13 protein-coding genes are annotated in these 19,018 nt (G+C 40.2%); 12 read left to right on the top strand and 1 reads right to left on the bottom strand.

Annotation, left to right across the window (positions count from 1 at the left end; genetic code table 11):
* Window positions 1-10 precede the first annotated feature (10 nt).
* The 9 genes from rpoC to BMY66_RS07970 all read left to right on the top strand — a co-directional run bounded on the left by rpoC (window position 11) and on the right by BMY66_RS07970 (window position 13,076).
* Window positions 11-3,682, top strand: a complete 3,672-nt coding sequence (gene rpoC / locus BMY66_RS08010) for a DNA-directed RNA polymerase subunit beta' (RefSeq protein ID WP_090394796.1) — start codon at window positions 11-13, stop codon at window positions 3,680-3,682.
* A gap of 156 nt (window positions 3,683-3,838) precedes the next feature.
* Window positions 3,839-4,258, top strand: a complete 420-nt coding sequence (gene rpsL, locus BMY66_RS08005) for a 30S ribosomal protein S12 (RefSeq protein ID WP_028234583.1) — start codon at window positions 3,839-3,841, stop codon at window positions 4,256-4,258.
* Between the two features lie 149 nt (window positions 4,259-4,407).
* Entirely contained in the window at window positions 4,408-4,878 is a 471-nt protein-coding gene (rpsG, locus tag BMY66_RS08000) for a 30S ribosomal protein S7 (RefSeq protein ID WP_033152875.1), read from the top strand.
* Window positions 4,879-4,893: 15 nt separating this feature from the next.
* Complete coding sequence (gene fusA, locus BMY66_RS07995) at window positions 4,894-7,011, top strand: elongation factor G (RefSeq protein ID WP_044936376.1); 2,118 nt, start codon at window positions 4,894-4,896, stop codon at window positions 7,009-7,011.
* A 108-nt stretch (window positions 7,012-7,119) separates the two neighbouring features.
* A complete protein-coding gene (gene tuf / locus BMY66_RS07990; protein ID WP_015548549.1) occupies window positions 7,120-8,307 on the top strand; it encodes an elongation factor Tu in 1,188 nt (395 codons plus the stop codon).
* Window positions 8,308-8,518: 211 nt separating this feature from the next.
* On the top strand, window positions 8,519-10,510 hold the full coding sequence (locus BMY66_RS07985) for a methyl-accepting chemotaxis protein (protein WP_090394795.1): 1,992 nt from the start codon (window positions 8,519-8,521) through the stop codon (window positions 10,508-10,510).
* Window positions 10,511-10,524: 14 nt separating this feature from the next.
* On the top strand, window positions 10,525-11,508 hold the full coding sequence (locus BMY66_RS07980) for a sugar ABC transporter substrate-binding protein (protein ID WP_090394794.1): 984 nt from the start codon (window positions 10,525-10,527) through the stop codon (window positions 11,506-11,508).
* Window positions 11,509-11,649: 141 nt separating this feature from the next.
* A complete protein-coding gene (locus tag BMY66_RS07975) occupies window positions 11,650-12,141 on the top strand; it encodes a GNAT family N-acetyltransferase (protein WP_090394793.1) in 492 nt (163 codons plus the stop codon).
* Window positions 12,142-12,185: 44 nt separating this feature from the next.
* A complete protein-coding gene (locus BMY66_RS07970) occupies window positions 12,186-13,076 on the top strand; it encodes a hypothetical protein (RefSeq protein ID WP_090394792.1) in 891 nt (296 codons plus the stop codon).
* A gap of 53 nt (window positions 13,077-13,129) precedes the next feature.
* On the opposite strand, the gene sstT is transcribed toward BMY66_RS07970, so the two are convergent.
* Window positions 13,130-14,383: a serine/threonine transporter SstT gene (gene sstT / locus BMY66_RS07965; RefSeq protein ID WP_074790919.1), complete on the bottom strand. Its 1,254-nt coding sequence runs from the start codon at window positions 14,381-14,383 to the stop codon at window positions 13,130-13,132.
* Between the two features lie 216 nt (window positions 14,384-14,599).
* Here sstT and BMY66_RS07960 point away from each other — a divergent pair, with 216 nt between their 5' ends.
* From BMY66_RS07960 to BMY66_RS07950, 3 genes are read left to right on the top strand one after another with little or no spacing between them, the layout of a single operon-like run.
* A complete protein-coding gene (locus BMY66_RS07960) occupies window positions 14,600-15,457 on the top strand; it encodes a hypothetical protein (protein WP_090394791.1) in 858 nt (285 codons plus the stop codon).
* Window positions 15,458-15,460: 3 nt separating this feature from the next.
* Complete coding sequence (locus BMY66_RS07955) at window positions 15,461-17,404, top strand: ATP-dependent helicase (protein WP_090394790.1); 1,944 nt, start codon at window positions 15,461-15,463, stop codon at window positions 17,402-17,404.
* Between the two features lie 17 nt (window positions 17,405-17,421).
* Complete coding sequence (locus tag BMY66_RS07950; protein WP_044936358.1) at window positions 17,422-18,987, top strand: ABC-F family ATP-binding cassette domain-containing protein; 1,566 nt, start codon at window positions 17,422-17,424, stop codon at window positions 18,985-18,987.
* Window positions 18,988-19,018 lie beyond the last annotated feature (31 nt).

Genomic DNA, 19,018 nt, shown 5'->3' with positions numbered 1-19,018 from the left:
GAGCTAGAAAATGCCAGAGAATAAAGAAGCGACATATCAACCAATAGCATTTGACGCAATACAGATTGGATTGGCTTCACCTGAAAAGATCAGACAGTGGTCTCGTGGCGAAGTTAAAAAGCCAGAGACAATCAACTATCGTACACTGAAGCCTGAGAAGGATGGTCTTTTCTGCGAAAAGATTTTTGGACCTAGCAAGGACTGGGAATGTCACTGCGGAAAGTACAAGAAGATTCGTTATAAGGGTGTAGTTTGTGATCGTTGTGGTGTTGAAATCACAAAGGCAAGCGTTCGTCGTGAGCGTATGGGTCACATTGAACTTGCTGCACCAGTTTCACATATTTGGTATTTCAAGGGTATTCCTTCACGTATGGGACTTATTCTTGATCTTTCACCAAAGACACTTGAGAAGGTTCTCTACTTTGCATCATACATCGTTCTTGATGCAGGAGAGACAGCTCTCATGTATAAGCAGGTTCTTACAGAAGCTGAGTACCAGGAAGCTAGAGAGCAGTATGGTAACGGCTTCAGAGTAGGAATGGGTGCTGAAGCTATTCAGGAGCTTCTCAAGGACATTGACCTTGATGAAGAGGCTACAAAGCTTCAGATTGAATTAGATAACGCTACAGGCCAGAAGCGTTCACGTATCATCAAGAGACTCGAGGTTGTTGAGGCATTCCGTGAGTCAGGAAACAGACCTGAATGGATGATTATGACAGTTATCCCTGTTATTCCACCAGATCTTCGTCCTATGGTACAGCTTGATGGTGGCCGTTTTGCTACATCTGATCTTAACGATTTATACCGTCGTATTATCAATAGAAATAACCGACTTCGTCGACTCTTAGAGCTTGGTGCTCCTGATATCATCGTACGTAACGAAAAGCGTATGCTTCAGGAAGCTGTTGATGCTCTTATCGATAACGGTCGTCGTGGTCGTCCTGTTACAGGTCCTGGTAACAGACCTCTTAAGTCTCTTTCAGACATGCTTAAGGGTAAGTCTGGTCGATTCAGACAGAACCTTCTTGGTAAGCGTGTTGACTACTCAGGTCGTTCAGTTATCGTCGTAGGACCAGAGCTTAAGATTTACCAGTGTGGTCTTCCAAAGGAGATGGCACTCGAGCTCTTCAAGCCTTTCGTTATGAAGGAGCTCGTTGGTAATGGAATGGCTCACAACATTAAATATGCTAAGAAGATGGTAGAAAAGTTTGAGCCAGAGGTTTGGGACATCCTTGAAGATGTCATTAAAGAGCATCCAGTTATGCTTAACCGTGCTCCTACACTTCATAGACTTGGTATTCAGGCTTTCGAGCCAATCCTTGTAGAAGGTAGAGCTATCAAGCTTCATCCACTTGTATGTACAGCTTTCAACGCCGATTTCGATGGTGACCAGATGGCTGTTCACCTTCCACTTACTCAGGAGGCACAGGCTGAATGTAGATTCATGCTTCTTTCACCTAACAACCTCTTGAAGCCTTCAGATGGTGGTCCTGTTGCCGTTCCTTCACAGGATATGGTACTTGGTATTTACTACCTCACACAGGAGCGTGGTAAGTCTGTAGGTGATACTAGAGAAGAGCTTGGCGAAGGCAAAATCTTCAAGAGCCTTAGCGAGGCAATTCTTGCATACGAGAACGATGCATTAACAATGCATGCACGTATCACAGTTCGTGTTTCAAAGCAGCATGCTGACGGAACTGTTGTTACAGGTAATGTTTCATCAACACTTGGTAGACTTCTCTTCAACGAGATTATCCCACAGGATCTTGGCTATGTAGATAGAACAAATCCTGAGAACGAGCTTTTGCCAGAGGTAGACTTCCACGTTGGTAAGAAGCAGTTAAAGCAGATTCTTGAAAAAGTTATTAATACACACGGAGCTACAAAGACAGCAGAAGTTCTTGATGATATCAAGGCAATGGGTTACCACTACTCAACAATTGCTGCCATGACAGTTTCAATTTCAGATATGACAGTACCTGCTCAGAAGCCAGAGCTTATTGCTAAGGCTGAGGAGACAGTTGATAAGATTACACGTCAGTATAAGCGTGGTCTTATCACAGAAGAAGAGCGTTATCGTGAAGTAGTTGATACTTGGAAAGAGACTGATGATGAGCTTACTAAGGACCTTCTTGATGGTCTTGATAAGTACAACAACATCTTCATGATGGCTGATTCAGGTGCCCGTGGTTCTGAAAAGCAGATCAAGCAGCTTGCTGGTATGCGTGGTTTGATGGCTGATACAACAGGTAAGACAATCGAGCTTCCTATTAAGTCAAACTTCCGTGAAGGTCTTGATGTACTTGAGTACTTCATGTCAGCTCACGGTGCTCGTAAGGGTCTTTCAGATACAGCTCTTCGTACAGCCGATTCAGGATACTTGACACGTCGAATGGTTGACGTTGCTCAGGAACTTATCGTTCGTGAATCTGACTGTGTTGCTGGTACAAATCGCGAGATTCCAGGTATGTGGGTATACGCATTCATGGATGGTCGTGAGGAAATCGAGTCACTTAAGGATCGTATTACTGGTAGATTCTCATGCTACACAATCTGCGATGCTAAGGGCGAGGTTATCGTTAAGGCTAACCACATGATTACACCTAAGCGTGCAGCTGCAATCATCGAAAAGGGTGTTGATGATAAGGGCAACCCAATCAAGAAAGTTAAGATCAGAAATGTCCTTAACTGTCGTTCACACGTTGGTGTTTGTGCTAAGTGCTACGGCGCTAACATGGCATCAGGTCGTGCTGTACAGGTTGGTGAAGCAATCGGTATCATCGCTGCTCAGTCAATCGGTGAGCCTGGTACACAGCTTACTATGAGAACATTCCATACTGGTGGTGTTGCTGGTAACGATATTACTCAGGGTCTTCCTCGTGTCGAGGAGCTTTTCGAGGCTAGAAAGCCTAAGGGACTTGCAATCATCACAGAGATTGCTGGTACAGTTACTATCGAAGAAGATTCTAAGACAAAGAAGAGAGAAGTTGTTGTTACAAACTCTGAAACAGGTGATGTAGAGAAGTACTTAATTCCTTACGGATCACGTATCAAGGTTATTTCAGGCCAGGAACTTGAAGCTGGTGATGAGCTTACAGAAGGTTCTGTAAACCCACATGATATCCTTGCAATCAAGGGTAAGTCAGCTGTTCAGGATTACCTCATCCGTGAAGTACAGCGTGTTTACCGTTTACAGGGTGTTGATATCAACGATAAGCATATCGAAGTTCTTTGCCGTCAGATGTTAAAGCGTATCAGAGTTGACGAGGCTGGTGATACAGGATTTATGCCTGGTTCACTTGTAGACTGGCTTGACTTTGAAGAAGCTAACGAGCAGATGGAGGCAGAAGGTAAGGAAGTTGCTACTGGTACACAGGAACTCCTTGGTATCACAAAGGCAGCCCTTGCTACTAACTCATTCCTTTCAGCAGCTTCATTCCAGGAGACAACAAAGGTTCTTACTGATGCAGCTATTAAGGGTAAGGTTGATCCACTTAACGGACTTAAAGAGAACGTTATCATCGGTCGCTTAATCCCTGCTGGTACAGGTATGAAGAGATATTCAAACATTCCTCTTTCAACAGACAATCAGCTTGCAGATGCAGCAATGTCTACAGAAGAGTTCGAAGGCGAAGCTAATGGTGCAGAAGCACTTTCAGATGAGCTTGTAGATGTAGAATAATCAAAATATATAAAAGACCTTGGCATTGCCAGGGTCTTTTTTTCACATTTTTAACCTTGACATAATGAAATTAAGGAAATATAATGTTCTAGCATGCGCTAATAGGATATTTATGCCTATTTTTGCGTAAAGAAATAAATTAGGAGGTAAAAAAGAATGCCAACATTCAACCAGCTAGTTAGAAAAGGTCGTCAGACATCTGTAAAGAAGTCTACAGCACCAGCACTTCAGAGAGGTTATAACTCTCTTAAGAAGAAGCCTACTAACACTTCTTCTCCACAGAAGCGTGGTGTATGTACAGCTGTTAAGACAGCTACACCTAAGAAGCCTAACTCAGCTCTTCGTAAGATTGCCAGAGTTCGTCTTTCAAACGGAATCGAAGTAACATCATACATTCCAGGCGAAGGTCACAATCTTCAGGAGCATAGCGTTGTTTTGATTCGTGGTGGTCGTGTTAAGGATTTACCTGGTACACGTTATCACGTAATCAGAGGTACTCTTGATACAGCCGGCGTTGCAAACCGCAAGCAGGGACGTTCAAAGTACGGCGCTAAGAGACCTAAGGATGCTAAGTAAAATAGCGTAAAGGCTTAGGAAATTTATTGTATATCACAAAAATTTGGTTAATGTTGTTATTTTTTCTCTATAGAATAAATAATGCATGAACACAAGTAAATTTGTGAGTACCGTTGATCTAACAAATTTTAGTTAAGGAGGGAAGTATCGTGCCAAGAAAAGGACATACTCAAAAAAGAGACGTTTTGGCAGATCCTATATACAATAGCAAAGTAGTTACAAAGCTTATCAACAACATCATGCTTGATGGTAAGAAGGGTGTAGCTCAGAAGATTGTATATGGTGCATTTGGCAAAGTCGAGGAAAAGACTGGAAGACCTGCACTTGAGGTTTTCGAGGAAGCTATGAACAACGTTATGCCTGTACTTGAGGTAAAGGCTAGACGTATCGGTGGTGCTACATATCAGGTACCTATCGAAGTAAGACCAGATCGTCGTCAGGCCCTTGGCCTTAGATGGCTCACAATGTTCTCACGTACACGTACAGAGAAGACAATGGAAGAGCGTCTTGCAAACGAGATCATGGATGCAGCTGGAAACACAGGTTCAGCTGTTAAGAGAAAAGAAGAAATGCATAGAATGGCAGAAGCTAATAAGGCATTTGCTCATTACAGATTCTAATAGGAGGGACAAACAGTGGCAGGAAGAGAATATCCACTTGAGCGTACCAGAAATATTGGTATTATGGCTCATATCGATGCCGGAAAGACTACACTTACAGAGCGTATTCTTTACTATACTGGTGTTAACTACAAGATCGGTGATACTCACGAAGGTACTGCAACCATGGACTGGATGGAGCAGGAAGCTGAGAGAGGTATCACAATTACTTCAGCTGCTACAACATGTCACTGGACTGAGCAGGAAAACTGCAAGCCTAAGAAGGGTGCTCTTGAGCACCGTATCAACATCATTGATACACCAGGCCACGTAGACTTTACTGTAGAGGTTGAGCGTTCCCTTCGTGTACTTGATGGCGCCGTTGGTGTCTTCTGTGCAAAGGGTGGCGTTGAGCCACAGTCAGAGAATGTTTGGAGACAGGCTGACACATATAACGTACCAAGAATGGCTTTCATCAATAAGATGGATATCCTTGGTGCAAACTTCTACGGAGCTGTTGATCAGATCCGTGATAGACTTAAGAAGAACGCTATCGTTCTTCAGCTTCCAATCGGTAAGGAAGATGATTTCAAGGGAATTATCGATCTTTTCGAGATGAAAGCATACATCTATAACGATGATAAGGGTGATGATATTTCTATCACAGACATCCCAGCTGATATGGCTGATGATGCTGAGCTTTATCACACAGAACTCGTTGAGAAGATCTGTGAGTTAGATGATGATCTTATGATGGCTTATCTTGAGGGTGAGGAGCCTTCTATCGATGAGCTTAAGGCTGTACTTCGTAAGGCAACTTGCGAATGTAAGGCTATCCCAGTATGCTGTGGATCTGCATATAGAAACAAGGGTGTTCAGAAGCTTCTTGATGCTATCCTTGAGTTCATGCCAGCTCCTACAGACGTACCAGCTATTCAGGGTACAGACTTAGATGGTAACCCAGTTGAGAAGCACTCATCAGATGATGAGCCATTCGCAGCTTTAGCTTTCAAGATTATGGCTGATCCATTCGTTGGAAAGCTCGCATTTATCCGTGTATACTCAGGTACATTGAACTCAGGTTCATACTGCCTTAACGCTACAAAGGATAAGAAGGAGCGTGTTGGTCGTATTCTTCAGATGCACGCTAACAAGCGTACAGAGTTAGACAAGGTTTACTCTGGTGATATCGCAGCTGTTGTAGGTCTTAAGTTTACAACAACTGGTGATACAATCTGCGATGAGCAGCATCCAGTAATCCTTGAGTCTATGGAATTCCCAGAGCCAGTTATCGAGCTTGCTATCGAGCCTAAGACTAAGGCTGGACAGCAGAAGATGGGCGAAGCTCTTGCAAAGCTTGCTGAAGAGGATCCTACATTCCGTCAGCATACTGATCAGGAGACAGGCCAGACAATCATCGCTGGTATGGGTGAGCTTCACCTTGAGATCATTGTTGATCGTCTTCTTAGAGAGTTCAAGGTTGAGGCTAACGTTGGTGCACCTCAGGTTGCATACAAGGAAACATTTACAAAGGCAGTTGATCAGGAATACAAGTATGCTAAGCAGTCTGGTGGACGTGGTCAGTACGGTCATTGTAAGGTTAGATTTACTCCAATGGATGCTAACGCTGAAGAGACATTCAGATTTAAGTCTTCAGTAGTTGGTGGTGCTATTCCTAAGGAATACATCCCATCTGTTGGTGAGGGTATCGAGGAAGCAGCTAAGGCTGGTATCCTTTGTGGATTCCCTGTTCTTGGTGTAGAAGCAGACGTTTACGATGGTTCTTACCATGAAGTCGATTCATCAGAAATGGCATTCCACATTGCAGGTTCAATGTGCTTCAAGGAAGCTATGGCTAAGGCAGCTCCAGTTCTTCTTGAGCCAATCATGAAGGTTGAAGTAACAATGCCTGAGGAATACATGGGTGATGTAATCGGATCACTTAACGCAAAGCGTGGTCAAATCCAGTCAATGGATGACCTTGGCGGCGGCAAGATTGTTAGAGCACTTGTTCCACTTGCAGAGATGTTCGGATACTCAACAGAGCTTCGTTCATCTACACAGGGACGTGGTAACTACTCAATGTTCTTCGAGAAGTATGAGCCAGTACCAAAGAACGTTCAGGAGCAGATCATCTCTAACCACGCAAAATAAATCATAAATAGTTGAAAACTCTCAGTATTTTCGATATAATCGAGATACTGAGAGTATAGAACTAACTTTGCCCAAATAGGGGCAGTATATTAAGGAGGATTTTTAAAAATGGCAAAAGAGCATTTTGACAGAACCAAACCACATTGTAACATCGGTACTATCGGACACGTAGATCACGGTAAAACAACTCTTACAGCAGCTATCACAAAGGTACTTGCTGAGCGTGTTGCTGGTAACGCTAAGGTAGATTTCGAGAACATCGATAAGGCTCCAGAAGAGCGTGAAAGAGGTATCACAATTTCTACAGCTCACGTTGAGTATCAGACAGAGAAGAGACATTACGCACACGTTGACTGCCCAGGCCATGCTGATTATGTAAAGAACATGATCACAGGTGCTGCTCAGATGGATGGCGCTATCCTTGTAGTTGCTGCAACTGACGGTGTTATGGCTCAGACAAAGGAGCACATCCTTCTTTCTCGTCAGGTAGGTGTACCTTACATCGTTGTATTCCTTAACAAGTGTGATATGGTTGATGATGAGGAGCTTATCGAGCTCGTAGAGATGGAAGTTACAGAGCAGCTTGAGGAGTATGACTTCAATGATTGTCCAATCATTAAGGGTTCAGCTCTTAAGGCTCTTGAAGATCCAAACGGCGAGTGGGGCGACAAGATCATGGAACTTATGGATACTGTTGATTCTTACATCCCAGATCCACAGCGTGAGACAGATAAGCCATTCCTTATGCCAGTAGAGGACGTATTCACAATCACAGGTCGTGGTACTGTTGCTACAGGTAGAGTAGAGCGTGGTGTTCTTCACCTTAACGACGAACTTGAAATCATCGGTATCAAGGAAGATACACAGAAGACTGTTGTAACTGGTATCGAGATGTTCCGTAAGCTTCTTGATGAGGCTCAGGCTGGTGATAACATCGGTGCACTTCTTCGTGGTGTTAACCGTGACCAGATCCAGCGTGGACAGGTACTTGCTAAGCCAGGTACTGTAACATGCCACACAAAGTTTACAGCTCAGGTTTACGTTCTTACAAAGGATGAAGGTGGTCGTCATACTCCATTCTTCAACAACTATCGTCCACAGTTCTACTTCAGAACAACAGACGTTACAGGTGTTTGCGAGCTTCCAGCAGGTACAGAGATGTGCATGCCTGGCGATAACGTAGAGATGACAATCGAGCTCATCCACCCAATCGCTATGGAGCAGGGTCTTACATTCGCTATCCGTGAGGGTGGTAGAACAGTAGGTTCTGGTCGTGTTGCTACAATCATCGAATAATTTCGAGCGAACAGCCCAACCCAAATTATAAAATTATGCCCTTCGAGGATTTTTCCTCGGAGGGCTTTTTTTATTGATAAATATACATATTTACACCAAAGAGACACAGAAAATTAATAATATTTGTGTATTATAAGAACTAGTATCAAGGAATATGCAATGACATTAATAAATATAGTGTGATATATGAATAATTTTGAAGGAGGGTGCAATGGAAGGGCTTAAAAAAACAAAACGAAGAGGTTCCATCAAGTTTAATCTTCTAGTTATTATTATTCCAATAGTAGCGGTTATGATGATTGGCTTAGTGTTAATCTCATATCAGATTTCTTCTAATAGTTTAAGGAAGGAAGCTGAGGAATTATTACAGACATCCATTAGAAGCCAGAAAAGCGATATTGAGGCATGGATGAATGATAATTTGGATTCTTTCAAAATCTTTAAAAACACAATAGAAAGTACTACTCCAGATGAGGAAAGATTAAAACTGATATTGGATGGTACAGTGGGCTATAACAGTACTTTTGCTGACGGATTCTATATTGGAACAAGCGATGGCCGTTTAATCACTGGTGCCGGCTCATCAAAGACAGAAAGTAACGTCAGAGAATCTAACTGGTACAAGGAAGGTTCTACGCGAATCAACATGGCATATGGCGAACCATATGTTAATAATGATGGCGTAAATGTAATAAGTGCTACAGGTATGCTTAATTTTGGAGAAGGAATTAGTGTACTTGGCGCTGATGTAACATTGGATAGAATAACTGTTATTGTAAATTCCAACGTTGAAATGGAAAATGCTGAAACGTTTCTTGTAGAAGCCACAACTGGAACAATTATCAGTAATAGAGATTCTGCAAAGGTAGGCGCAAATATCGCAGACTATAGCTCAGATAAGTTCTATAGTGGTGTAGCTGATTCGATTAATTCTGCTGATTTATCTACAAAAGAAATCAATGGATATATGACAGCATTTTGTGAGGTAAGTGGTACAGATTGGATCCTTGTTTCCTTTGTTCCTTCAAATACTATTCTGAACGATGTTAGAACATTAGGAAAAATACTTGCAGTTCTGGCAGCTGTTGGAATAATTGTATTGATTGTATTAATCGAGAGAACAGTACATATCTTAATTAATCCTGTAAATAAGCTTTCAGGAGTAATCAATACAATGACAAATGGTGACTTCACAATGGAAGTAGAAGTCAAAGGTAATAACGAAATTACTTCTATGTCTGAGGGAATCAGAGATTTCGCTGGCACTATGCAGGGTCTGATAAGTAAGATTGGAAATATTGCAGTTAATCTTAATAATCAGGCAGATGAAAGTAATTCAGTATCAAGAGAAATGTATGATGCTTCCAAAATGCAGGAAACATCTATGCAGGGCTTGAATGAAACAGTAGATGGATTGGCAAGCTCAATCAATGAAATCGCCAACAGTGCAACAACTCTTGCAATGGTTGTAACAGATACTAGAACAAATGGCGAAAGCGTTAGCGAGCAAATGACAGAAACTGTATCTGTAGCAAACAAGGGTCAGAAGGACATGGAAAAAGTCAGTGATGCAATGAGCAATATCATTTCATCAATTAATGACTTGCAGAATGCTATTAACGACGTAGGAACAGCATCTAATGAAATTACAGAAATTGTTAAGTTGATTGGTAGTATTGCAGAAGAGACAAATCTTCTTTCATTAAACGCATCTATTGAAGCAGCTAGAGCTGGTGAAACAGGAAAGGGATTTGCAGTTGTTGCAAACGAAATTGGTAAGCTGGCCCAGACAAGTACAAACTCAGTTCAGCAGATTACAGAGCTTGTCTACGGAATTGACAATTTAGTAAAGGATGCAGAAAAGAAGGCAGAAGAAAGTGTTAAGAGTATTGATGAGAGTAGCGAATATATTAACAATGCCGTTGATACATTCTCATTAATTTACCAGAACATTCAGCAGACTAATGAAATGGTTGCTGACATGATAGAGAAAGTAGGTGAAGTAGATGCAGTAGCAACTGATGTAGCTGCAATTTCAGAGGAGCAGGCAGCAAGTGCCGATATTATCCTATCTACATCAGAAGAAATTGTTAAACAGTCATCTAAGCTGACAAGCAACAGTGAGAAGGTCGCTAAGGAATCTGAGATGTTAGCATCAACCTCAGTTGAATTAGACAAACAAGTACACCAGTTTAAGATTTAATGGAGGTAATCGAGATGAGAAAGAAAATATTATCACTAATTTTGTTAGTTACAGTATGCATCTCTGGTTGTGGATTATCTTCTTCAAAAGGCAGCTCATCTGGCGGTGGTGGTGTAAAAATACTGTTTACATATTCACAGGAAGAAGGAAATGCATTTAGAGATACATTAGCTGAAGGAGCCCAGGAATATGCATCGAGCGTTGGTGCTACAGTAGAGTGTGATTATGCAGAGAATTCTCTGGAGAAGCAGATAGAATCTATAAAGTCGGCCCAAAGCAATGGGTATGATGCCATAATGTGTATAGCGGAGGATGCATCAACTGCCAGACAGCTAGAAGCAGCAGCTGGGGACTTACCTATTATTTTCTGTAACAATGCACCTGATGATGCCACTTTAAAAGAGGATAAGTATATTTATTGCGCTTCAGATGAAGGTGTAGCCGGACAACTTCAAGCAGAGTATATCTTAAATATGTTTTCATCAAAGGATGAAATCAATGTATTATTATTGAAGGGCCTTGATGGACATTCTGCAACAGTAGGAAGAACTAAAACATTAAAGGAAGGCCTTAATGCCAGTGGTAAAAAGATAAACTATGTATTCGAAGACTTTGCTGATTTTGATACAGATACTGCAAGACAATATGTAAACTTTGCAGTAAGCAAAGGCATACAATTTGACATAATAGTTTGCAATAATGATGCCATGGCAAGAGGTGCAATCCAAGCCTGCCAGGATAATAATATTAATCTTAGTGATATGCCAATTTTAGGTGTCGATGCAACACAAGACGGTTGCCAGGCTATTATAGACGGAGAGATGGTATTCACAGTATATCAGCCAGCAGCACCACAGGGAGCTGAGGCAGCAAAGGCGGCAATAGAACTTGCAAATGGCGGATCCATAAGTGATTTTGATACAATTTCAAGCGATAAACTACATCTTTGGGTTCCATTTGAAAGTGTTGATGCATCGAATGCAAAAGACTATCTATAAATATTAAGAAAAAGCTTGACTATTCAGGGATATAGATGTATACTTCCACAAAATAGTAAAGGTGTCTGCTAATAAAGCGGACACCTTTATTTCATATCATTTGATATGACAAAATTATATTTACTACAGGAGGATACACTTATGGAACTAATTAGAGTACAGGATTCAGACTACAAAAAGTCTTACGAGTTGTTTATGACATTTGAGGCAGATGAGAATGGCTTCTTGAATCCGGTATATGGCTACGATTATGACAAATTCCTTGAATGGATAGAGATAAAAAGAGACTGGTCCATGGGAAAGAATCTTCCTGAAGGATTTGTGCCAGATACTACATTTGTTTTAGAGGATGAGGATAAGTATGTGGCAATCTTTAACCTGAGACACTGTTTGAACGATGCTCTTAGGGAAGGCTCAGGCCACATTGGTTATGGCGTAGGAAGAGCATATAGAGGCAAGGGATATGCTACAAAGGGATTAAAGCTAGCCCTTGAGGAAGCTAGAAAGAAGGATATACAAGAGGTTTATTTATCAGTAAACAAAGATAACACACCAAGTCTTAAAGCACAGCTTGCAAACGGAGCGTATATTCATCATGAAAATGATACAAAATACTTCACAAGAATAAGCTAAATAAATGCTATAATTGCCATAGAAAAATCATGTTAGGAGCAAGAATGAGAGCATATTATCATTTACCAGGCTTGTTTGAGTTTTATGAATTCTACAAGGTTCTTTTACCACTCTTCAAAAATCATAGAGAGTATTTTTATGATTGGTGTGAAATAGGCTCAATCTACGGTGCTCCAGCAGATTGCCTATGGGGCGGCGGCCGCGTTGGCTTTGGAGACGAACAGGCCACTGATGTAATCAAGTTACTGAGAGAATACGACATATCCGCTAGACTTACATTCAGCAATTCACTAATCAGAGAAGAGCATCTAGATGACAAGCGATGCAACAGGCTGTGTGAGTTATTTGAAAAGACTGGTACCCAAAACGGTATTATCATATACTCAGATTTACTTATGGATTACATAAAGCAAAACTATCCAGAGTATTACTTTGTGTCATCAACCACAAAGGTCCTTACAGATTTTAAAGACTTAGAGGCAGAACTTAATAGAGAAGATTTCAAATATGTAGTTCCAGACTTTCGTTTGAACAAGTCATTTGAAAAACTGGGGCAGTTATCCACAATTCAGAAAGACAAAGTGGAATTTCTGTGCAATGAATGTTGCTCATTTGGTTGCACAGATAGAAAAGAATGCTATGAAAATGTAAGCAGAAAAAGTCTTGGAGAGGATTGCGAGGATCACATATGCCAATCTCCTCAGGCTAAAAGAGGATACCGGTTCTCAGATGCCATGAAAAATCCAGGCTTTATTAGTATTGAGGATATCCAAAATACATATATGCCGATGGGATTTTCAAATTATAAAATAGAAGGACGAAGCCTTGGAAGTGCGATAGTATTAGAATTCATTCTCTACTACATGGTTAAGCCAGAATATCAGCTTATAGTCAGAGAAGAAATCTATTTAGACAGTTCGTTAGATTTATTTTAGAAGCAAAAAGCTCACCTCATAAAGGGGTGAGCTTTTAATATATCTAGACAGAATTAGATATCAACTTTAGTAGTTCCACCTAGGAATGTTGGAAGAGATTTACCATCACGCTTCCACTGTGAGTATTCTGCAGTAGCCGCAAACATTACGTCGCCTGAAGAGTTAAGAGCAGTCTCAACAGAATCCTGAACTACACCGATGATGAAGCCTACGGCAACAACCTGCATTGCAACATCTGCGTTAACACCGAACAATGAGCAAGCCATTGGTATAAGGAGTAATGAACCACCAGCAACACCGGAAGCACCGCAAGCTGCAAGAGTAGCAATGAATGCAAGGATAAGAGCTGTTGCAAATGATACGTGGATTCCAACAGTATTGGCAGCAGCAAGGGACATAACAGCGATAGTGATAGCTGCACCGTCCATGTTGATTGTAGCGCCAAGAGGAATTGATACAGCATACATTTCTTTGTCCATGCCGAGTGCTTCGCAAAGCTCCATATTTACAGGAATGTTTGCAGCAGAGCTTCTAGTAAAGAACGCAGTCACACCTGATTCCTTAAGGCATCTGAAGACAAGTGGATAAGGATTTGTGCGGAGTACGATAGCTGCAAGAAGTGGATCAATTACAAGTGCAACAACAAGCATGCATCCAACTAAAAGAGCTAACAGCTTTCCGTAGTCAGTAAAGATTGCAAGTCCATTTGTTGAAACATTTGAATAAACAAGTCCCATGATACCAAATGGAGCAAGATTGATAATCCATTTAACAGCAAGTGAAACGATGTTTGCAAAATCTTCCATTACCTTCTTTGTGTTGTCACTGGCAACTCTTTTAGAGGCAAGGCCAAGAACAACAGCCCAGAAAAGGATGCCGATGTATCTACCATCAACAATAGCACCGATTGGATTGCCAACCATGTTTACAAGAAGATTTGAAAGAACCTCGCCAACGCCTGTTGGAACAGTGTCTGCTTCGGCAGCTTCACTGAGCATGATTGTCTGAGGGAAAACATAGCTTCCGACAACAGCAACCACTGATGCTAAAAATGTGCTGGCCATGTAAAGGATGATAACAAGCCCAAATCTTCTATCAAGCTTGTCATTTCCCTGAGCGAGGGCAGATACAACAAGCACGAATACAAGCACAGGTGCAACAGCCTTCAAGGCTCCAACAAAAATAGTGCCTAAAAGTGAAACAACCTGGAGATTATCAAAAAGTAGTCCGAGGACTGCACCAATCAATAATCCGCATAAGATCCTAATAATAAGACTTACGCTATTATACGCTTTTACTAGTTTCATATAAGAACTCCCTATTAGTTTATTTACCTTATACCAAGGCATTTATTAAGTGATATTTTAACGCTTTAACTCGTTAAAGTAAATAGAGTATAAAAAATAAAGCATAAATTGAATTATTTCTAACAATAAGTAACATTTAAAAATAAGTAGAGGTTTGATAAAATTTAAAATGTTTGAAACGTAATATGAGTTATTTGTAAATAATGGAGGCTGATTATGAGTTACGCAGAATATGTAAAGCATTATTTTACATTACCAGATTGTATTATTTTCTTAGTATTAGCATTGGTATTACTAGCAGTTGTTTATGCTGTATTTTATATATATTCAAAGGGACGCTTCAAAAATCCTCGTAAGATGCAGCATGAGTTTTTCTCTTTGACAGAAAGATTCTATGAGCTGATTTTTTCAGGCGGAAGCATTATAGGATTTATGGCAGCATATTATCTTATCAATAGATTCGTAACCGCAGGACCTTTTTTTGTATTTTGGTCTAGCTATAAGGATTATTTATTGTTAGTTTTCATGATAATATCAATCCTTTTGAATACATTTTGCGACCATGTCTTGGTGAAGCTGAAACGTCTTAATAAAAGTGAGATGGCGTCTATTCGACTTACAGGAATGCTCTATATGATTATCATCTTCTGCTATATTAAGTTTATATATGAAGATAATAATTATGATATGTTCATAACCTATTTCTTAACCTTGATGATAGGCCGATTTGTATATTTTGATGCCAGCTTCAAAGATTTCCTTCATTGCATCAAGCAGGCGGCAGCCAATATTCCTATTATGATTATGGGATTGACTTATCTTGGCATTCTATGTTTATATGGATATTCAACATCATATTTATTAAAACATAACGGAGTAATCACAAATATCTTCTTCTGCCATTTATATATTGTAGTGGCAATATTTGTTTTGCATTTCATTCCAGAGATTTACTTTAAGAAAAAGGAAAAGGAACGAGGCAATAGGCCAAAGAAAAAGAAACGTCCAAAGCCATCAGATGTAGATGAGGACGTTGAATTAGAAGAAATAGATATAGAAATTTTAGATTTGTAATTTATGCAGGAAAAAGATTTTTTTGAAAAGTACATAGCAAGGCTGAATTCACAGCAACAGGAAGCAGTGCAGACCGTAGAAGGCCCTGTGCTGCTTCTTGCTGTGCCAGGAAGTGGTAAAACCACAGTTTTGGTAAACAGACTAGGGTATATGATTTATTGCAAGAACATTGCACCGGAAAATATCTTAACACTTACTTACACGGTGGCAGCCACAAAGGATATGTCTGAAAGATTTATAAGTATATTCGGACCAGAGCTTGCTGATAGGCTAGAGTTTAGAACAATCAATGGTATATGTGCAAAGATAATTGCGTATTATGGTCGAATGATTGGAAAAGACCCATTTGAATTATGTACCGATGAAAAGTTTACAGGACAGCTTCTGACAAATATATATGTAAATGTAGTTGGAGAATACCCTACAGATAGTGATATCAAAGGAGTTAGAACCCTTATCACATATTGTAAAAATATGTACCTTTCTGATGAGGAGATTAAGAAGCTAGGCAAGGATGAGGGGATTGATTTAATAAAGATATACAAGACCTACAATAATGAGCTTAAACAGCGCAACATGATGGATTATGATGACCAGATGATGTACGCATATAGAATGCTTAAGAGCTCGCCAGTAGTACTTAATCATTTTCAGGAAATCTACAAATACATTTGTGTAGACGAAGCTCAGGATACCTCCAAAATTCAGCATATGATTATTGCACTTTTGGCAGGAGCAAAGGGCAACCTTTTTATGGTAGGAGATGAGGACCAAAGTATCTATGGCTTTAGAGCAGCCTACCCTGACGCGCTTCTTAACTTTGAAAATGAGCACCCAGGTGCAAAGGTTCTTGTGATGGATAAAAATTATCGTTCTAACGCAAGGATTGTAGAGGCGGCGGATATTTTCATCCAGCACAACAAAGACAGACATAAAAAGCACATCTGTGCAACTAAAGCGGCATCAACAGATATTGAGTTTGTAAAGCTTGGTCGTGAGAAGCAGTATTCATATCTTCTTAGCTTAGCAAAAGATATAAATCGAAAAACAGCTGTTTTATATAGAGATAATGAAAGTGTTTTGCCACTTGTAGATTTGTTGGAAAGAGAATGTGTTCCATACAACATAAAAAATGCGGATATGGCCTTCTTCACAAATCGAGTGGTGATAGATATAGTAAACATGCTCAGGTTTGCATTTGTTCCTATGGATGAAGAAATATTTATGAAGATATATTTCAAATTCCAGACTTACCTTAGTAAGAAAGATGCAATTGAAATGTGTCAGCTTGCAGAGAGAAATCATTCAGGAATACTAGATGCAGCAGAGCTTCTAAATCTTAATGGACATGTGCTTGGAAATTGCAGATCCCTTAGAACTCATTTTAAGAACATGGCCAGTGAGAACCCATACAAGGCCATAAATCGAATCGAAAAGTTTATGGGCTACGGGGAATATCTAATTTCCAACAACATAGATAACAACAAAGTCTTTATATTAAAGATGATAGCAAAGCAGGAAAAGGATATTCCATCATTCCTGAATAGACTGAATGAGCTCAGAATGATTCTCCAGGAAAAGCAATATACACCTGGCGCCAAATTCATTCTTTCAACTATTCATTCCAGCAAAGGTTTGGAATATGAGAATGTTATTCTAATAGATGCAATAAATGGAGTCTTTCCTAATAAGGTCATTAGGGCTAATTCAAGGGCAACAGCTCAAGACAAGAAAAACTTTGAAGAAGAGCGTAGAATCTTTTATGTAGGAATAACGAGAGCAAAAGAAAAGCTCACAATCTTCAAATACACTGATAAGCAATCAGTATTTATAAATGAGCTGAGGCCACAAAAAGAAGAAACAATAAATGCAGAGGTAAAAGCGCCAGCCGGTTCTTATGTGGCAGCCGCCTCATCATATTTAAGTAGAATGCGTAAGCAGAGTTAGAGATAGAAAGGTGATTTATGAGTATTTTAAACGTTGAACACTTATCCCATGGTTTTGGAGATAGAGCCATTTTTGAAGATGTTTCATTTAGATTATTGAAGGGCGAGCATATCGGTCTTGTTGGTGCAAACGGTGAAGGTAAGTCTACATTCATGAACATCATCACAGGAAAGCTTCAGCCAGACGAGGGAAAAATCGAATGGTCGAAAAAGGTACGCGTTGGATATTTGGACCAGCACACAGTGCTTGAAAAGGGCATGACAATTGGCAGTGTGCTTCACTCAGCATTTGACTTCCTCTACGAGATGGAACAGGAAATGAATGATATCTACGCTAGTCTTGGTGAGGTCACAGACGATGACGAGATGAATAAGCGCATGGAAGAGGCAGGAACTATCGCTGACCTTCTTACTATGCATGACTTTTACATGATTGATTCAAAGGTTGAAGAGGTTGCAAGAGCCCTTGGAGTGTTGGAGCTAGGTCTTGATAAAGATGTTACAGAGCTTTCAGGTGGACAGCGTACAAAGGTGCTTATGGCAAAGCTTCTTTTGGAGAAGCCAGATATCCTTCTTCTGGACGAGCCTACAAACTATTTAGATGTGGAGCACATTGAATGGCTTAAGAGATATTTGAACGACTATGAGAATGCGTTTATTCTTATCTCCCATGATGTGCCATTCCTTAACTCTGTAATCAATCTTATTTATCACATGGATAATAAGCAGCTCAACAGATACGTGGGTGATTATGATAAATTCCAGGAAGTATATGCTATGAAGCAAAGTCAGCTTCAGGCTGCTTACAACCGTCAGCAGAAAGAAATTGCAGAGCTTAAGGATTTCGTTGCAAGAAATAAAGCAAATGTTGCCACAAGAAATATGGCTATGTCCCGTCAGAAGAAGCTTGATAAGATGGATGTCATTGAGCTTGCAGCTGAAAAGCCAAAGCCAGAGTTTTATTTTAAAGAGGCAAGAACACCAAGCCGTGTAATCTTCTCTACAAAGGATTTGATTATTGGTTACGACAAAAATGAACCACTTTCAAAGCCGCTCAATTTGGAAATGCAGCGCAAGCAAAAGATTGTACTTACAGGTGCAAATGGTATAGGAAAGACCACTCTGTTAAAAAGCATTCTTGGTTTGATTCCACCTCTTTCTGGAACAGTTTATCAGGGAGAGTTTTTGGAGATTGGATATTTTGAGCAGGAGATGGATCAGCACATTTCCACAACATGTATTGAGGAAATATGGAATGAGTTCCCATCATATAATCAAAACGAAGTTCGTTCGGCACTTGCAAAATGTGGTCTTACAACAAAGCATATTGAAAGCTTGTGTAGAGTCCTTTCCGGAGGAGAGCAGGCAAAGGTTCGTCTTTGCAAGCTGTTAAATCGCGAAACAAATCTTCTTCTTTTGGATGAGCCTACAAACCATTTGGATGTAGATGCAAAGGATGAATTAAAGCGTGCCCTTAAGGAATATAACGGAAGTATCCTTATGGTTTGCCATGAGCCGGAGTTTTATGAAGGTCTTGCCACTGACGTTTGGGATTGCAGTCAGTGGACTACAAAAACTATATAATTACAATTTAATAAATAGATGAGCCGTTTAA

This window comes from Pseudobutyrivibrio sp. C4 (assembly GCF_900111635.1).
Classification (GTDB): Bacteria; Bacillota; Clostridia; order Lachnospirales; family Lachnospiraceae; genus Pseudobutyrivibrio; species Pseudobutyrivibrio ruminis.
Note: the sequence above shows the minus strand (reverse complement) of the source record. Positions and strands in the feature narration are given on the sequence as shown.